Source organism: Hymenobacter citatus, from assembly GCF_014333615.1.
GTDB lineage: Bacteria > Bacteroidota > Bacteroidia > Cytophagales > Hymenobacteraceae > Hymenobacter > Hymenobacter citatus.
Genome location: NZ_JACSCY010000026.1, coordinates 1 through 16,084 on the forward strand (window position 1 = coordinate 1; position 16,084 = coordinate 16,084).

The 16,084-nt window shown below is 60.5% G+C and carries 11 protein-coding genes; 2 read left to right on the forward strand and 9 right to left on the reverse strand.

All coding sequences use genetic code 11. The features are described 5' to 3' along the window. Positions 1 to 82: 82 nt before the first annotated feature. The 7 genes from H8B15_RS20075 to H8B15_RS20105 all read right to left on the reverse strand — a co-directional run bounded on the left by H8B15_RS20075 (position 83) and on the right by H8B15_RS20105 (position 9,181). A complete protein-coding gene (locus H8B15_RS20075; protein WP_187321434.1) occupies positions 83 to 1,132 on the reverse strand; it encodes a succinylglutamate desuccinylase/aspartoacylase family protein in 1,050 nt (349 codons plus the stop codon). A 214-nt stretch (positions 1,133 to 1,346) separates the two neighbouring features. Beyond that, positions 1,347 to 2,729 (reverse strand): ABC transporter permease, encoded by a 1,383-nt coding sequence (locus tag H8B15_RS20080; protein ID WP_187321435.1) that lies wholly within the window; start codon positions 2,727 to 2,729, stop codon positions 1,347 to 1,349. Positions 2,730 to 2,733: 4 nt separating this feature from the next. Further along, on the reverse strand, positions 2,734 to 4,152 hold the full coding sequence (locus tag H8B15_RS20085) for an ABC transporter permease (protein ID WP_187321436.1): 1,419 nt from the start codon (positions 4,150 to 4,152) through the stop codon (positions 2,734 to 2,736). Positions 4,153 to 4,416: 264 nt separating this feature from the next. Continuing rightward, positions 4,417 to 5,124, reverse strand: a complete 708-nt coding sequence (locus tag H8B15_RS20090; protein WP_187321437.1) for an ABC transporter ATP-binding protein — start codon at positions 5,122 to 5,124, stop codon at positions 4,417 to 4,419. 219 nt (positions 5,125 to 5,343) lie between these two features. Then, the gene (locus tag H8B15_RS20095; protein WP_187321438.1) at positions 5,344 to 7,773 is read right to left on the reverse strand and encodes a TonB-dependent receptor; all 2,430 of its coding nucleotides are present in this window, start codon (positions 7,771 to 7,773) and stop codon (positions 5,344 to 5,346) included. Positions 7,774 to 8,135: 362 nt separating this feature from the next. Next, positions 8,136 to 8,510 (reverse strand): hypothetical protein, encoded by a 375-nt coding sequence (locus H8B15_RS20100; protein ID WP_187321439.1) that lies wholly within the window; start codon positions 8,508 to 8,510, stop codon positions 8,136 to 8,138. A gap of 119 nt (positions 8,511 to 8,629) precedes the next feature. Next, positions 8,630 to 9,181: an NUDIX hydrolase gene (locus H8B15_RS20105; protein ID WP_187321440.1), complete on the reverse strand. Its 552-nt coding sequence runs from the start codon at positions 9,179 to 9,181 to the stop codon at positions 8,630 to 8,632. A 108-nt stretch (positions 9,182 to 9,289) separates the two neighbouring features. Here H8B15_RS20105 and H8B15_RS20110 point away from each other — a divergent pair, with 108 nt between their 5' ends. Next, a complete protein-coding gene (locus H8B15_RS20110) occupies positions 9,290 to 10,084 on the forward strand; it encodes a class I SAM-dependent methyltransferase (protein WP_187321441.1) in 795 nt (264 codons plus the stop codon). 176 nt (positions 10,085 to 10,260) lie between these two features. Here H8B15_RS20110 and H8B15_RS20115 read toward each other — a convergent pair whose 3' ends face one another. Continuing rightward, positions 10,261 to 12,912, reverse strand: a complete 2,652-nt coding sequence (locus H8B15_RS20115; protein ID WP_216859222.1) for a TonB-dependent receptor — start codon at positions 12,910 to 12,912, stop codon at positions 10,261 to 10,263. 113 nt (positions 12,913 to 13,025) lie between these two features. Continuing rightward, entirely contained in the window at positions 13,026 to 13,385 is a 360-nt protein-coding gene (locus H8B15_RS20120; protein ID WP_187321442.1) for a winged helix-turn-helix domain-containing protein, read from the reverse strand. Between the two features lie 209 nt (positions 13,386 to 13,594). Between H8B15_RS20120 and H8B15_RS20125 the strand changes: the two genes are divergently transcribed. Further along, complete coding sequence (locus H8B15_RS20125) at positions 13,595 to 16,048, forward strand: prolyl oligopeptidase family serine peptidase (RefSeq protein ID WP_187321443.1); 2,454 nt, start codon at positions 13,595 to 13,597, stop codon at positions 16,046 to 16,048. The last annotated feature ends 36 nt before the right edge of the window (positions 16,049 to 16,084 follow it).

Here is a 16,084-nt window from a genome sequence, read left to right on the forward strand (position 1 = left end):
CGCCACGGTAATCCAATCGTAAAGGAATTACCGTGGCGCGCGAGTTTTCTCCCTGCTTCGAAAGGACGTTTTACTGTTGCACTTACTCTATGTGCCCAATACTGAATAGCTCCTGCCCTTTGCTAACGGGCGGCGTACTGCTCATATATAGCACCACACCCTGCACGGGCGCTACCACATCGGCCACCGGATTGCCAAACAAATCGGTGATATGCCCCAGCTTACGGCCTTTGGCAATGAACTCGCCGGCTTTCACCTCTGGGTAGAAGAACCCGGTATGCTCGCTCTCGACGGAGGTACGCTGCTTGATGAGGTAAGGATGATTCGTTGACGGCGTGCCTTCGGTTATGCGCAAATGCACCAGCAGGTTGTGCAAGGCCTGCTTGATTAGCGTTACGTTTTCAGCCTCGGCCATACCCAGGCGGCCGCACTCAATATCGGCGGCCGGAATGCCGCGTACAATGGCCTCACGGGAGCAATACCGGGCTGGTTGCCCCGCAAGGGTAGGCTCGTTGCCGAACTGCACCACGTAGGGAAAGCCCAAGGCCACCGCCATCTGCCGGCCTTGTTCCGACAATTTGGGCGCATCGAAGTAGTTGTAGTACCCGGCGTAAGGACGCAGGTTTTCGTTGGCGTCGCCGGCGTGCACATCAACGAAATAGTGGCAGCGGGCAATAATGTCGTTGCTGAGCATCCAAGCCATGCGCTCGGTAATGGAACCGTCGGCTTTGCCGGGGAATATGCGATTTAGATTTTTTTCGTCGAGGGGATTAACGTTGAGGCGGCGTCCCAAAAAGCCGGGTACGTTGGCCACGTGCACCAGGAGCACAGTACCACTTAGCTGGGTAGGATCCAGGGTTTGCGCAAATTGCTGAACGGCCACAATGGGCGGATATTCGTAGCCGTGCACGCCGGCTACAACGCCCAGCACCGGCCCTTTCTTGGCGCCATGAAACACCGTGACGGGTAACACGGTGCTGTCCTTGCCATCTGTGATGGGTAGCAGAAGTTGTTGTTTCGTACCGGCTTTAATCGTTTGATTGTGAAAGACAAATGGATTTACCGGGGCAGCAGCAACGTTGAACAATACAGTCAGAAAAGTCAGCAGAAAGAAGAGGGTTCGGGTAAGCATGGTGTGGGGTAAACGTGAATTGTGTGCCGTATGCCGTTGAACAGGCTTCGTGCGGACGCCTGCCGGTCCGACGCCGTAGGCGTCCGACCGGTTGCCGTTGAACGAGCTTCGTGCTGACGCCTACCCTCCGGCGCGAACGTCAGCAACGGCAACCGGTCGGACGCCTACGGCGTCGGACCGGCAGGCGTCAAGGGCATAATCTGTCAGAGAAACGCTAGCGCGGCTGTATGGGCCGCGCCCGGAATAGCAGCAGGCCAACGGTACCTACTACCCCTGTACTTAGCAGCAGCTTCCACAGGCCCTGCACGGCCGTGGGGGTTTCGGAGGTGCTGGTGAATGTGTGGGTAGGCTCGCGGGCGTAGTCGGCGTGGGCGAAAGGAGTTTTGTTGAACAGAAAGGGGTAGTAGTACGCCCGTAGCGCATCGTGGTAGCGCACCACGCTTTGCTGAAACGCTAGGTGGGTAGGCAAATCGGAGCCGGCCAGGGCGTTGAGGCTGGTTTGCACGTTGATGGCGGGTGAGAGCCAGTTGAGCGTTTCGACCAACTCGTAGCGCTGGCGCAGGCCGGTGGAGTAGGCCGCAGCCAGGGGCTGCACCGACTGGTCGCCGAGGTGCTGGAAGGCGTAGTACCAGCGCCATACAAACCGCTCCTTAATGGTAGCTGTATCGCGCCACTGCGGGTAGAGGGCGAAAAAGCGGTTCATGGTTTCGGCCTTGGGCTTGTCCCAGCCGCCGTGGATTTGCTCGCGCTGCTTCACCGTCAGCTCGATGCCCTGGGGTACGGGGCGCTTCGCGGCTACGTACACGTTCAGCAGGCCTGGTACCAGCACCAGCAGCAACAGCCACACGCCCACCAGCGCCACCGCGTTGAACGCCGACGGCCGCTGCCACGCCGTGACGATGAATGCCACCCCAAACCAAAACAAACAGTACACCGTCACCAGGGCCAGCCACAGCCCTACCCTGCCATCCAGCGGCACCCGCGCCCACCCCATCGCCACCGCCGATAACAGCCACGCCAGACCAAGCACCAGCCCTACCCGAAACGTGAGCTTGGCCCCTACCACCACGCCGGCCGATACTGGCTGCGCCAGCAACAGCGGCAGAATCCCCTGCTCCCGCTCGCTCGACAACAGGTTAAAGCACAAGGCAATAATCAGCAGCGGAAACAGGTAGACCAGCACGAAAGCCAGGTCGAAGTTGCCGCTGAGCATTTTGGTGGGATTCACGTTTTCGGCGGCGTACAGCTGGCCTTGTAAGCCCAGCAGGCGCAGCTTCACATAGTAGGGGTTCACGTCGCGCTGACCCAGCGAGAGGCCAGCCCACGGCAGCGGGTGGTGCACGGCAAAGGTGGTGTGGTAGTACCCAATTTCGCCGGCGTCGGCGGGCTCGGGAAACTTGGTTTTCAGCTCCTCCACGTTGTGGCGGGCCAGGGCGGGCAGTTCGGCCAAATGCTGGCGCTGCCGGGCTAGCTCGGTGGTGCCGTAGTAGATGCCGTAGAGTCCCACCAGCAGCACCAGCCCCGTGAGCACCACGAGGCCTTTCGCGGCCCGGAAGTGCCGCCATTCGTATTGTACCAGAATCCAGAATATCTTCATCAGTCTATACCACAGGAGTGTTGTCAATCAGTTTCAGCCCCAGCCAGCTCAGGCCCACGGCCCACAGCAGCAGGGCCAACGCGGGCAGCAGCAGGTAGCCCAGCGCCCAGCCCACGGGCGGCGCTTGGTAGGCGAAGGTGGGAATGGCCTGCCAAGTGGCAGCGTCGAGTTTGCGCTCCTTATCGCCGTAGCCCATACTGGCCTGCAAGCCGTTGAGGCGCTGCACCAGCTGGTAGCGGTAGCTTTCGGCGGCCTGCTGGAAGTGCACGTAATGAGCAAAATCGGAGCCGGCCAGGCCCATCGACAAAGGCCGGATGGCCTGGTAAGGGTTCAGCAGTCCGGCCCAGTTGGAAATGGCGTTTTGGCGCTCGTAGGTGCGCGTGAGGTCGGCAAAATGCTGCTGGTACACCTTGCTGGTGTAGGCTTCGCTTTCGGCCATTACCAGCCCCCCTACGCTCACGGGTAGCTTTTCTTCAGAATCGACGCCGTACTGTTTTAGCAGATTAGCTTTGAGAGCAGCGGAGCGCTGGTCCTGCGGGTCGTGGCCGTTGATGCCTTTCTGGGCGGCTTCGTGCACATCGGCATCCATCTGGGCTTTGGTGATGGTAGGGAACAAGGTAGCACCCAGGTTGGCGGTGGCTTTGGGCAGGATAATGCAGCCCAGCATCCAGCAACCCAACAGCAGCACCAGCGCCGAGCGGGCGTGCCGCTGCCGCGCCGATACCACCACCGCGCCCACAATCCACAGGAAAAAATACACCGCGTAGCCCGCCACAAATAGGGCCAGCCGCACCCATACATCGGGGTTGTGGGCAAATTCTTCCTCCCCAAACAGCAGCCACGCGGCCAGCGCCAGCGCCGGCCCTACCACCAGGGCCACGGCGCGGCCGTAGCCCGCAATCTTGCCCCACGCCACCCGCCGCATCGACACGCCCTGACTCAAAAGCAGCTTCAGCGTGCCTGTTTCGCGCTCCTCGGTGAAGGCGCTGAAACACAGGAATACAATCAGCAACGGCACCAGCACTTGCAGCACAAACGCCACTGTCAGCTCCCCGAACCGGATGAGCGAGCCTGACTGCTGCGCCTGGCTGAAGTTGACGCTGTTTTGCTGGTGCGCTTCCAGAAACACCGACGCCCCGGTAAACGAGTCCAGGCCCGCATCGAGGAAGCTCAGCCCCGCGCGCGGCCGGAAGGCAAACGAGCCGTAGTGCGCTACCCGGTGCGGGTGGCGGTTGGGCTGGTTATGAAACTGTTCGTTGACGGTTTGCTGGGCCACCATCCGCTCGTGCTGCAAGGTGCGGTAGCTGCCCCGCCCTACCAGCGTGGCCGCTAGCAGCAAGGCCAGCAGCAGCCCGCTCAACACCACAAAACGCCGGTCACGCAGGGTGCTTATAAATTCCTTTTGGGCAATGCTTTGTATCATGAAATGATGCTTTTAGAGACTATTTGGGGTACATACTGCCCGGTGTAGAGACGCATACTTGCGTCTCGTCGTCCGCGCCAGATGGCCAAAATCTACCCGGTGTAAAGACGCAACCTTGCGTCTCGTCGTCCGCGCCGCGTGGTCAATGTCGTTCAACCACGAGACGCAAGGTTGCGTCTCTACACCGTTCCGACTACCTTCTTCGCTAACTCAAACAGATTTTGAGCGGATGGCTGACTCATAGCCATCCGCTCAAAAAACAGCCTACTGCATGTAGGTGAGGTAGAGCTGCTCCAACTCGTTGGCGTTCAGCGCGGCTGTGGGGCGCACGTCCACCAGCTCGCCCTCACGCATGATGCCTACCCGCGTGCCTACCTCCTTGGCCCGGAAGATGTCGTGGGTGGCCATGAACACGGCCGTGCCCTGCTGGCTCAACTGGCGCAGCAGCTCCGAAAACTCGTTGCTGGCTTTGGGGTCGAGGCCGGAGGTAGGCTCGTCGAGCAGCAGCACCTTGGCGTGCTTGGCCACGGCAATGGCAATGCCTACCTTCTGGCGCATGCCCTTGGAGTAGGTGCCCACGCGCCGCCGCACGGCCTCGGCGGGCAGGCCGGCCTGGTCCAGGTAGGCCAGCAGCTCACTTTCTTTGTAAGAAAAACCCGCCAGGCTGCTAAACAGCGCCAGATTCTCCAGCCCCGTCAGGTGGGGGTAGAGCATCACGTTTTCGGGAATGTAGGCCAGGTACTGCTTGATTTTGAGCGAATTGGCGGCCACTTCCAGCCCGTTGAGGTAGGCAGCACCAGCCGTGGGCTCAATAAACCCCAGAAACAGGTTGATGGTGGTGCTCTTGCCGGCGCCGTTCTGGCCCAGCAGGCAGAACACTTCGCCCGCTTCAATCTGCAAGTTCAGCCCGCGCAGGGCCAGCTTATCAGCATACTGCTTGCGGAGGTCTTTGGCTTCGAGGAGGTAGGTCATGTAGGTTGTTTTATGTTTTAGAGCTAGAAGCTAGAACTAGCTCCCCTCCTTTTTTAAGGAGGGGCGGGGGTGGTAATAGGTCGTCTGGACGATGCTAGAGCTAGTTTTTAGTTGTCGTTCAACGGGTTTTACCACCCCCTACCCCACACTCGCTTGATGCGCGACATTTAAAAAAGGAGGGGAGCTAGTTCTAGCTTCTGATTTCTCAACTTCTAGCTTCTAAAATGTATACCCTATCGTGGTCATGAAATTGCGGGGCGCGCCGGGGCTGGCGCGGAAGAAATCGTAGCCCCCCACGAAGTAGTATTTGTCGAACACGTTGTTCAGGTTCACGTGGAAGTTGAACTTGTTGATGGTGTAGAACAGCGCCACATCAGCCACGGTATAGCTGGGCCACTGCGCCCAATATTCCTCGCCGGTACCCACCGCTTTCACCTGGTTTTCGAAGCGACGATGGCCTACGTGGTTGCCCCCTACCCCTACCCCAAAGCCGCGCAGGATGGGTGTCGTGAAGGTGTACTTGGCCCACACGCCGCCCATGTGCTTGGGCGCATTGGCGAGCGGCTGCCCGTCTTCGGCCCGCAAATCGGCGTCCAGCACTTCGGTGTGGTTGAAGGCGTAGTTCAGGTTCAGGCTCAGGTTGGGTAGCACGTTGCCGGTTAGCTCTACTTCGGCGCCGCGCGAGCGGGCCATGCCGTTTTGGCGATACACCTGCCCGCCCTCGGCTGTGAGGCCGTTGGTGGCGACCAGCTGGTTGCGCTTCACAATCTGATACACGGCCACCGTCCCAAACAGCGCCTTGTCGAAAAACTCGCCTTTCAAACCCGTTTCGAGCTGGTAGCTGGTTTCGGGGCTGAAAGCCGAGCTCCGTCCGTAGCGCTCCGGAAAGCGGATGTACTCGGGTTTCAGCGGCCGGAAGCCGGAGCTGTAGCTGGCGAAGTAGTTCAGGTTGTCGAGCAGGGAGTAGGTGAGGCCGGCGCGGGGCAGCAAGCGGCGCTGCGGAATGGTGGTAGAGCCGTCGCCGTAGTCGCGCTCGTCGGCAAATAGCTCGTAGCGCACGCCCAGCAGCACCCCCAGGCGCGGCGTCACTTCCAGCTGGTCCTGCGCGTAGATGCCCACCGTGTGGTACACCGAGTTGATGTAGTCGACGAAGAACTGCGGCAGCGGCCGGCGCACGTACTTGGTCGGGTCCTGGATTTCGTAGAGCGGGCTTTTCAGGTCGAAGGTCAGCGGGGTCGCCACGCCGTTCACCAGCTTCTGCCGGGCCTCAAACATGGTGCTCTGCTTGTCAGTATTGAAGCGGATATAATCGGCCCCGAGTACCACTTTGTGGGCAATGGCGCCCGTGTTGCGGTTCAGCGAAAAGTACGTCGAGAGGTTTTTGGTGTACTCCTCGGCGCGGCGGTCAAAGTAGCGCAGGTTCACCACCGTATTGGCGGGCGCATCGGCAAAGCTGTTCAGGGTGCGGTGCTCGCTCAGGTTTTCGTTGTAGGTGAAATCGAGGTAGGACGCGCTCAGCGTCAGCCAATCCGTGAATTTGTGCGTGAGCGAGGCGTTCAGGTAGTAGGTGTTGGTGCGGAAATAGTCGCTGGGCTGGCTCAGCGTCAAGGAGCGCGGAGTGCCGTACAGGTCGTTGGCCCGGATGGGTAGGCCGCGGTCTAAGTAGCCGTTGATGTGGGTGTACACCAGCTCGGCGTTCAGCGTGGTCTTGTCCGACACCAGGAACGTGACGGTAGGCGCCAGCATCAACGATTTGGTGTCGTTCACGTCGCGGAAGGTGTTGGTCTTTTCGTAGCCCGCATTAAAGCGGTAGAGCACATTTTTCTGCTCGTTGAGTGGGCCAGTGAAGTCGGCCGTGGCCCGCGTGGTATTAAAGCTACCCGTAGAAAACGTCACGGCCTTGCGCGCCTCAGCCAGCGGTTTTTTGGTCACCATGTTGATGGTGCCGCCGGGATTGATGTCGCCAAACAGCGCCGCGCCGGGGCCTTTCAGCACCTCCACCCGCTCCAGGTTCACCGTAAGCGGCGCCTGCGTAAACGAGTTGCCGTAGCTGAAGCCCGAGCGCAACCCGTTCAGCAGCCGGAATCCGCTTTCGTAGCCGTTGCGGAAGCCCCGCACGGTAAAGTCGTCGTAGTGCGAGTATTGCGCCACGCCGGCCACGTTGCGCACCACATCGGTGAGGCGAAACACCTGCCGGTCGTCCATCAGCTCCTTCGTGACGGTTGAAATCGACTGCGGCACATCGATGAGGGCCGTGGCCGTGCGCGTGCCCACAAAGCTGTAGTCGCTCTTGTAGGTCGTTTCCTTGCGGCCCAGTACCTCCACTTCCTGCAAGGCATTGGAGCTGGCATTCAGCCGGATTTCGACAGTAGCGCGGGGCGCCTCGGCCGTGAGCAGCACCGTGCGGCGCTCCTCACTGAAGTTGAGGCTGCGCGTGATGAGGGTGATTTGTTCTAGCGGCAGTTGGTCGAGCGAAAAGCGGCCTTGCGCGTCGGTAAGCGCCATAAAGCGCCCAGTGGTTTCCACCACCGAAATGCCTTCAAGCCCATTACCATCGGCACTCAGCACGCGGCCCGTAATCTGCCCTTGCTGCTGCGCCGATGCCAGTAGGGGTAGGAATCCAAAAAAGAAGAGGAGAAGTTGTCGCATAAAAATGCCAAGAACCTACCGCGCACGGCTAGGCCAGCCACGGGCACGTGGCTATTTGCATGAAAATTAAAGGGAGGGAAATTCGCGACTATCGCCACAAGCGGGCAACAACAAGCATCACCACCTGCAACAAACTAGCAAGTAGGTGTCCGTTTATCAGGGTACTACGCAAAGGCGTGAAAGCGGAGGCAACGCACGCCAAGCGTGCGTTCAGCATCAGTAACCAGTAGCACGAAGTAGTTTGTGCCTTTGTGCTGCTCCCCTCGTGATAAGACGCGACCTATAAGGGTTGTGCGACAAATAAACACGAAACCGCTCTGGCCAACGAGCCAGGACTATTCAGATACGTGGCACAATAGCCCCTACCCGAGGTAGGCCACTGACAATGATAGTCCGGCCGGCGGACCGCGTAGCGCGGCTTTGCGCCACGCGCAAAACAAGGACCCTACCGTAGCCAAAGGCGCGTAGCGGCGGTATAGAGGCGCATACCAAGGCAATAATACCAGCGAAGTGCCCGCCAGTTGCAGGGGCGCATTGTAGAACTGCTCCACGGCACAGTGTTGGTGCCGAGCAGTCAGAAACGTTTTGCCGCTGACTTTATGAGCAGGCAAACACGCCGGCTCCACTGTGGTGTGCGCGTGTCCGTGCAGGCCGAGCACAGCGGCCTCGGGCGTCAGAATACGCCCGAGCAGCAACAGCAGCCACCAGGCTACCAGCGTATGTCGGCAAACTCGCACCAAAAGCTACACGTGAGGAATAGATGAAGCACAAAGGTAAGCAGCGAATTTTTAATGCAACCACGTTACAGTAAAAAGAGTCGCGTACTTGCTTCCTCCGTAGCCAACGCCCCCAGTGTCTACCTACCCAACTTCCGCAATGCCAGCAGGCACAGCGCCACCGAGCCGGAAACTTTGATTTCGTTGCGCAGCACCATGCCCTCTACTTCAGCCAGCGGCACGCGCACTACCTCAATGTTTTCGGTGGGGTCGAGGTGCTGCTCGGCTACCTGGCGGGCGTGGCGGGCCAGGTAGAAGTAAATGCGGTTGGTGTCTTTGGTGGGGTTGTCGATGACTTCGGAAAGTAGCTCCAGGTCGCCAGCGTAGCCGGTTTCTTCTACCAGCTCGCGGGCGGCGGCTTTCAGCGGCTCCGTCTCGTGGGCGTCTACCACGCCGCCGGGTAGCTCCAGCAGAATCTCGGCGGCGGCGTGCTTGTACTGGCGCACAAACAGCACCTGGTCATCATCCGTCAGCGGAAAAATCAGCACTACGTTAGGCCGCACGCTCACGAAATAGTCGTCGAGCACCTGGCCGTTGGGCAGCTCCACGTGGTCGCGGCGGAGGATGTACCATTTGTGGTCGAAGACGATTTCCGATTGCAGGGTTTTCCAGGGGGCAATGTTGGCAGACATAGAAAATAGAGTGGCCGAGGACGCAAGGTAGCGCCGTCCGGCCATTTGTAGCGGTGTTTGGAGAGGAACTGCCTGAGCGGAGTGCGGCTTTTTCAACATCTTGAAGCAATGTTGACAGAACTACCCTCTCGCTTGCTCAGGGCGCTGGGCCTGCTGCTGCCCGCGCACTACGCTAAGTACCGCTGGACCGCCTGGCGCAACCGCCGCCGCAACCAGCGCTTCCGCTGCCTGCACCCCCACGTAACACTGCCGCCCGACTACCTCATGTACGAATCGTTTGGCCTGGATTACCACCGCTATTGGCACGGCGGCCGCCAGAGCAGCGAGTGGGTGGTGCGGTTGCTGAGCCAGCACCTGTCGCTGGACCAGGCACGCGTGCTGGAGTGGGGCTGCGGACCCGGCCGCCTGATTCGGCACCTACCCCAGTTGCTCCCCGGCGCCACCCTGTTCGGCACCGACTATAATCCCGCTTCCATTGCCTGGTGCAAGCAGCACCTGCCCGGTATCGAGTTCACCCGCAACCAGCTGCAACCGCCCCTGCCCTACTCCGCGGCGGCCGTGGATGCGCTGTATGCCGTCTCCATTTTTACCCACCTCTCGGCGGCGGCGCACCGGGCTTGGTGGACCGAGCTGACCCGCGTGGTGCGGCCGGGCGGCGTGGTGCTGTTCACCACTCACGGCCGCGCCTTTCGCTACCGCCTGAGCGCACCCGAGCAGCAACAGTTTGACGCGGGGGAGCTAGTGGTATGGGGGCGCGTGCCGGAAGGGCACCGCAACTTTGCCGCGTTTCAGCCCGAACACTACGTGCGGCAGCTCGTGCAGCCGCATACCGTGCTGGAGTTTATTCCCGGCGCCCTGCACCCCGTACCGCAGCAGGATACGTGGCTGATCCGGATTGGCTAGCCCTACCCGCTAAGAAGCTATTTGGTCTGGCTAACGCAGTTTCGGAAGCAGTATAGATGTAGAGACGCATACTTGCGTCTCGCCGTTGCTGATGCTGTTATAACCGTGCGTAGCCATGAGCAGTCCCGACCGTTCAATGACGAGACGCAAATATGCGTCTCTACACCGTGCAGCTTCTACCACACCTGATACGTGACCGTGAGGTAGTACAGCCCGCCCACGCTGGGGCCGCCCAGGAAGGAGTAATAATACTTGTTCAGCACGTTGGTAGCACCCAGTTTGAAGTTGAGCTGGGGCTTGGGTAGGGCGTAGCTCACCTGCGCGTCGAGGCTGCTGAAGGCGGGCACGTAGCCGTTTACCAGGAAGGTTTGGGAGTAGTAGCGGTCCTGCCAGTGGTAGTTCAGGCCAAAACCGAAGTTCTTGTACACGCTTTCGTTGCCCAGGCTCAGGTTGTAGGCCCAGCGCGGGGTGTTGAAGCCGTCTTCCAGGCCGTCGCTGTTGGTGGTGCGGTCGAGGCGGGCGTACGTAGCGTTGGCGCCGGCTTGGTAGCCTTGCAGGAAAGAGTAGCGCACGCCGGCGCTACCGCCGTAGTTGTACACCTGGCTTTTGGAGTTGGTCCAGAGGCGGTAGCGGCTCTGGCCGGCGCGGGCACTCAGGGCGGTGGCAATGCTGTTGAGGTTGGTACCGGTAGCGGTAATGACCTCGCCCGCGCTGGTGATGGGCACGTAGGCTTCCACCTGCGCAATAAAGTCACGGTAGGAGTTGTAGTAGAAATCAACATCCACCAGCAGCCTACCCTCCGGCAGCAGCGCCGCCTTGTAGCCTAGCTCCAACGACTTGATGTACTCAGGTTTGAGGTAGGTGTAGGTGTTCTGCTGCAACACGCCCTGGTTTTGCCGAATGGCCTGGGCGCGGCTCAGCCCGCCCGTATTCACGCCACGCGTCACGGCAGCGTTGAAGGCGTCGATGCTGGTGCGCAGGTAGCTGTTCTCAAACACCCCATCCGACATCACCCGCAAGCCACCCACGCGCTGCACCTGCCCGCTGTTCACGTTGGAAAAACCCTCAAATAAGCTCGGGAAGCGGTAGCCGCTCTGGTAGCTCAGCCGGAAGTTGTGCCGCTGGGTAGGCGAGTATACGGCCGTGAGGCGCGGATTGAAGCGGGTAGAAAAGTAGTCGTTTTTATCGGCGCGGCCGGTGGCGGTGAGGCGGAGTTTATCCTGCCACAAATGCGCGCCTACCTGCACGAAGCCTCCCGTTTTGGCATATACCAGGTTGTCGCCGAGGGGGTCTTTGCCGGGCTCGGGGTTGCGGAAATAATTGCCGTCGGGCACCACCACGTAGGTGCGGTGGTCGGCGCCGGCCAGTAGGTCCAGCCACTGCGGGAAGCTGCCGTTGGGGCGGCGCAGCGCTTCGGCCACGTTCACCTGGCCCTCGGCATGAATCAGGTCGGACTGCACGCGCAGGGCCGCGCCCTGGTCCCAGTTGTTGATGTTCTGCAAGTGGCGCAGGCGGTCTTTGAACTCGGGCGTGCCCGGTTGCAGCTTACCCGCATCGGCGGCGGTGCGGGCGGTGGCGTGGGCCTGGGCTACGGTTTGGCCAGCTTGGGTAGCGGCGTTCCAGGCGGCGGTATAGTCCTGGTTCCAGTCGGCATCGGGCTTGTAGCTGCGTTCCAGGTTTTCGCCCATCGAGCGCAGATTGTAGCTCTTGCCGGTGTTCTCGCGGGTGAGGTAGGCCCGCGCCTGCACCACGGGACTTGTCAGCGACAAGCCGTGCTGCTGCAAGCGGTAGTCCTGCAGCCGGAAGCGGTTGCTGCGCTGATAGATATTGTCAATGCTGCTGAAGCGGTAGGTGTAAGCCAACTCGGTGCGACTGTTGAGCTTGTAGTGCAGCGCCCCATCGGTTTTGATGGTTTGCAGATCGTAGCTCGTCACGTCTTTTTCCCGGTAGCCGGTGCGGGCCACCTGGTAGGTTTTGCCCCCCAGCGTCAGGTTCGCGCGGTCCGACGACTCGTTGCCGTAGCTGCTCACGGGGTCTTTGGACGGGTTGTCGACTCCAAACAAGCCCGTGGTGGCGTTGCCGTTGGGGTTAATGTCGGTGTAGTTGTCAGCAATCCAGTCGTAGCCGCGCAGGTAGGTAGCGTTTATTTTGAACGCCAACTTATCGGCCACCAGCACTTTGGCGTAGCGCAAGCTGGTTTCGGAGTAGGGATGCACGCCCGTGCTCCGGTCACTCACGTGGTTGAGGCCGGTTTTCTGTTGCACGCTCAGGCCCTCGGACGTGAACGGGTTGCGGGTGGCAAAATTAGCCAGGCCATTGATGGCGTTCAGCCCGTAGAGCGCGGCGGCCGTGCCAGGCACAATCTCCACACTCTCAACATCCAAATCGCTCGGCCCCATGGCGTTGCCGATGGGCGCACCCAGGTGCGGGGCCTGGTTGTCCATGCCATCTACCAGTTGCACAAAGCGCACGTTGGTGGTATTGGTGAAGCCGCGAGCATTTATCACTTTGAACCCCAGGCTGGGCGTAATCACCTGCACGCCCTTCACGTACTCAATGGCGTCAAAAAACGACGGTGCGGGCGTGAGGCGCAACTCCCGCAGCCCTAGCTTCTCCACCGTCACCGGCGACTTCAGGATGCTCTCTTGCACCTTGGAGGCCGCTACCACCACCTCGCCGAGTATAATGGAAGCCTTGCGGGCGGTATCGGCTGGGGCAGGGGTAGGGCGCGTTTGAGTCAGCGCCACGCCTGGCACCAGCAGCAACAAGCCAAGGCAGACACTACGGCGGCGTGAAGTAGGCTGGAGGGGGTAGCCAGTTGGGTGCATAGAAAGCGTTATATTCTGTTGAACATAACGCTTGACTGGCGCGAATGTTTAGCGCTTCGTGCGCTTCCGTTTTTTCTTCACTGAATATGCTTGTTGCGGCTAGCTACCAGCCTCTACCCCAATAGCCGTTCGGTTTCCTGACGAATAAACTCCTGAAAGCGCTCCTGCGCGGCACTAAATGCTTCCAACACCTGCCGGCCGGCTGGCGTGAGCACAGCGCCTCCCCCATGCGAGCCGCCGGTTTGGGTGCTTACCAGCGGCGTGTTCACCTGCGCATTCATAGAGTTTACCAAGTCCCAGGCTTTCTTGTAGGACATGCTCATGGCCTGTGCCGCTTTGGAAATAGAGCCGGTTTCGGCGATGTGGCCCAGCAGCTCCAGTCGGCCAATGCCCATAAACCGGTCGGTGGGGCCTTGCAGCCACAGGCGGCCATCCAGACGGAAGCTTTCGGGGGTAAGAAGCAGCTCTTTCATAGCCTGAACATACGCGCCTCGCGGCAACATTGCCTACCTGGCGCTGGCTCCTACCCTGGTTAGGGGCTCAGGCAGAAGCCTTTCCGCAAAAAAGAAATAGAGAGTAGCGTCAGTGTTTCTATCTTTACCAAGCCTATAATGTCTTCGGCAGCTTTTTCGCTTAGTAGATTCGCCGTTGGCTTTTCTTCCTTTCCTGCTTTCAACCTGCTATGAAACTACCCATACTCCCCAGTCTGGCTTTTGTGTGCTGCACCCTCACGGTGGCGGCCCAGAACGCTCCCTACCAGCAGCCCCCCAAGGCCATTGTAGATCTGGTGGAGGCAGCCCCCACGCCCCGCGTTAGCTTTGCCTCCAACGGGCAGTGGATGCTGATGATGGATGTGCAGGACATGCCCACCATTGAGGAGCTGTCGCAGCCGGAGCTGCGCATTGCCGGCCTGCGCCTGAACCCGCGCACCAATGGCCCCAGCCGCGTGAGCTACTCCACTACCCTGCGCCTCAAGCGCCTGCCCGATGGCAAAGAGCTACTGGTGCAGGGCTTGCCCAAAACGGCTCGCATCAGCGAGGTAGGCTGGTCGCCGGACAACACCAAAATTGCTTTCACCAACACCACCGACAAGCACGTGGAGCTGTGGTTGGTGGATGTAGCCGCGGCCTCGGCTCGCCTGGTGCCCAACCTGTTCCTGAACAGCGCCTTCGGCGACTCCTATACTTGGACGCCCGACAGCAAGTCGCTGCTGGCGACGGCGGTGGTAGGCGGCCGGGGCGAGGCGCCCGCCACCAACGTGGCCCCCACCGGTCCCATTGTACAGGAAAACACGGGCCGCAAGGCAGCGGCCCGCACCTACCAGGACTTGTTGAAAAACCCCGCCGACGAACGCCTCTTTGATTACTACGCCACGGCGCAGGTAGTGAAGGTAGATGTAACCGGCCGGATGCAGCCGCTGGGCTCACCGGGCATTATCGAGTCGGCCAAGCCCTCGCCCGATGGCCGGTTTGTGCTAGTGAAAACCCGCCACCGGCCCTACTCCTACACCTTGCCGGTGAGCAGCTTCCCGCAGCGGGTAGACGTACTGAACATCGACGGCACCCTGGCCAAACGGCTCGTTGACTTGCCCCTGGCCGACAATGTGCCCATTGCCTTCGATGCGGTGCCTGTGGGGCCACGCGGCCACAATTGGCGCGCCGATGCACCCGCTACCCTATACTGGGCAGAGGCCCAGGACGGCGGCAACCTGAAAAAAGACGTGGCAGTGCACGACAAAGTATTTATGCTGGCGGCACCTTTTGATGGCACCACGCAGCTGCTGGCCGAGCTACCTCTGCGCTACCGTGGCATGCAGTGGGGCACCAACACTCTGGCCCTGGCCAATGGTTACCGCTGGGCCGACCGCAAGGAAATGACCTGGATAGTGAACCCCAGCGCCCCCACGGTTACGCCCACGGTGCTATTCGATCATTCTTCGCAAGACACCTACCACGACCCCGGCACGCCTGCCCAGCACCGTAACGCGGCCGGCTACCCCGTGCTGTTTACCGGCAAAGGCGGCGACGCCATCTACCTCCTAGGACAGGGCAGTTCGCCGGAGGGCGACCGGCCTTTCGTGGATCAGATGAACATCAAAACCCACCAAACGGAGCGCTGGTGGCGCTCGGCGGCACCCTACTACGAGGTGCCCGTGGCCATGCTGGATGCCGACCGCCACGAGTTTGTGACCCGGCGCGAGTCGGCTACGCAGCCGCCCAACTACTACCTGCGCCAGAATAGCCGCTTGGTGCCGCTTACTAGCTTCCCGAACCCCTACGCCACCATCGGCTCCCTGAAAAAGCAGGTGCTACAATACAAGCGCCCCGATGGCGTGTCCCTCACGGCTAACCTCTACCTGCCGCCCAACTACAAAAAGGAAGATGGCCCCCTGCCTACCCTGATGGAGGCCTACCCCCGCGAGTACAAAGACAAGAACGACGCCGGGCAGGTGAGCGGCTCACCCTACACGTTCACGCGGTTCGGGTGGTCGTCGCCGGTATTTTGGGTGACGCAGGGCTATGCCGTGATGCAAGGCGTGAGCATTCCGATTGTGGGTGAGGGCACCAAAGAGCCCAACGATACCTACACCGAGCAGCTGGTGGCTTCGGCCAAAGCCGCCATCGACGAGGGCGCCCGCCTGGGCGTGGTAGACCCCAAGCGCGTGGCTGTGATGGGCCATAGCTACGGCGCCTTTATGACCGCCAACCTGCTGGCGCACAGCAACCTGTTTAAAGCGGGTATTGCGCGCAGCGGGGCATACAACCGCACGCTCACGCCCTTCGGTTTTCAGGCCGAGGAGCGCACCTACTGGCAGGCCCCGGAGGTGTACCAGGCCATGTCGCCCTTCAACTACGCCGATAAAATCAAGACGCCGATTTTGCTGATTCACGGCGAGGCCGACAACAACTCGGGCACGTTTCCGCTGCAAAGCGAGCGGTTCTACAACGCGCTGAAGGGCCACGGTGCCACCGTGCGCTACGTGGTGCTGCCTTTCGAGGCCCACAGCTACGCCGCCCGCGAAAACATTCTGCACATGCTGTGGGAAATGGATAGCTGGCTGGATAAGTACGTAAAAAACCCCACGCCCGCGTCTACCCAAAGCGGAGACGAGGTAGGCGCGGCTAACGTGAAGTAGGTTTTGCGCCCTGCTTGGCAGGCGCACCAGACCGTC

Excerpts from the sequence above, each read along its gene's own strand:
- H8B15_RS20080 (WP_187321435.1), bottom strand. The coding sequence starts at position 2,729 with ATGAAGATATTCTGGATTCTGGTACAATACGAATGGCGGCACTTCCGG.
- H8B15_RS20075 (WP_187321434.1), bottom strand. The coding sequence starts at position 1,132 with ATGCTTACCCGAACCCTCTTCTTTCTGCTGACTTTTCTGACTGTATTG.
- H8B15_RS20090 (WP_187321437.1), bottom strand. The coding sequence starts at position 5,124 with ATGACCTACCTCCTCGAAGCCAAAGACCTCCGCAAGCAGTATGCTGAT.
- H8B15_RS20125 (WP_187321443.1), top strand. The coding sequence starts at position 13,595 with ATGAAACTACCCATACTCCCCAGTCTGGCTTTTGTGTGCTGCACCCTC.
- H8B15_RS20120 (WP_187321442.1), bottom strand. The coding sequence starts at position 13,385 with ATGAAAGAGCTGCTTCTTACCCCCGAAAGCTTCCGTCTGGATGGCCGC.
- H8B15_RS20115 (WP_216859222.1), bottom strand. The coding sequence starts at position 12,912 with ATGCACCCAACTGGCTACCCCCTCCAGCCTACTTCACGCCGCCGTAGT.
- H8B15_RS20095 (WP_187321438.1), bottom strand. The coding sequence starts at position 7,773 with ATGCGACAACTTCTCCTCTTCTTTTTTGGATTCCTACCCCTACTGGCA.
- H8B15_RS20085 (WP_187321436.1), bottom strand. The coding sequence starts at position 4,152 with ATGATACAAAGCATTGCCCAAAAGGAATTTATAAGCACCCTGCGTGAC.
- H8B15_RS20105 (WP_187321440.1), bottom strand. The coding sequence starts at position 9,181 with ATGTCTGCCAACATTGCCCCCTGGAAAACCCTGCAATCGGAAATCGTC.
- H8B15_RS20110 (WP_187321441.1), top strand. The coding sequence starts at position 9,290 with ATGTTGACAGAACTACCCTCTCGCTTGCTCAGGGCGCTGGGCCTGCTG.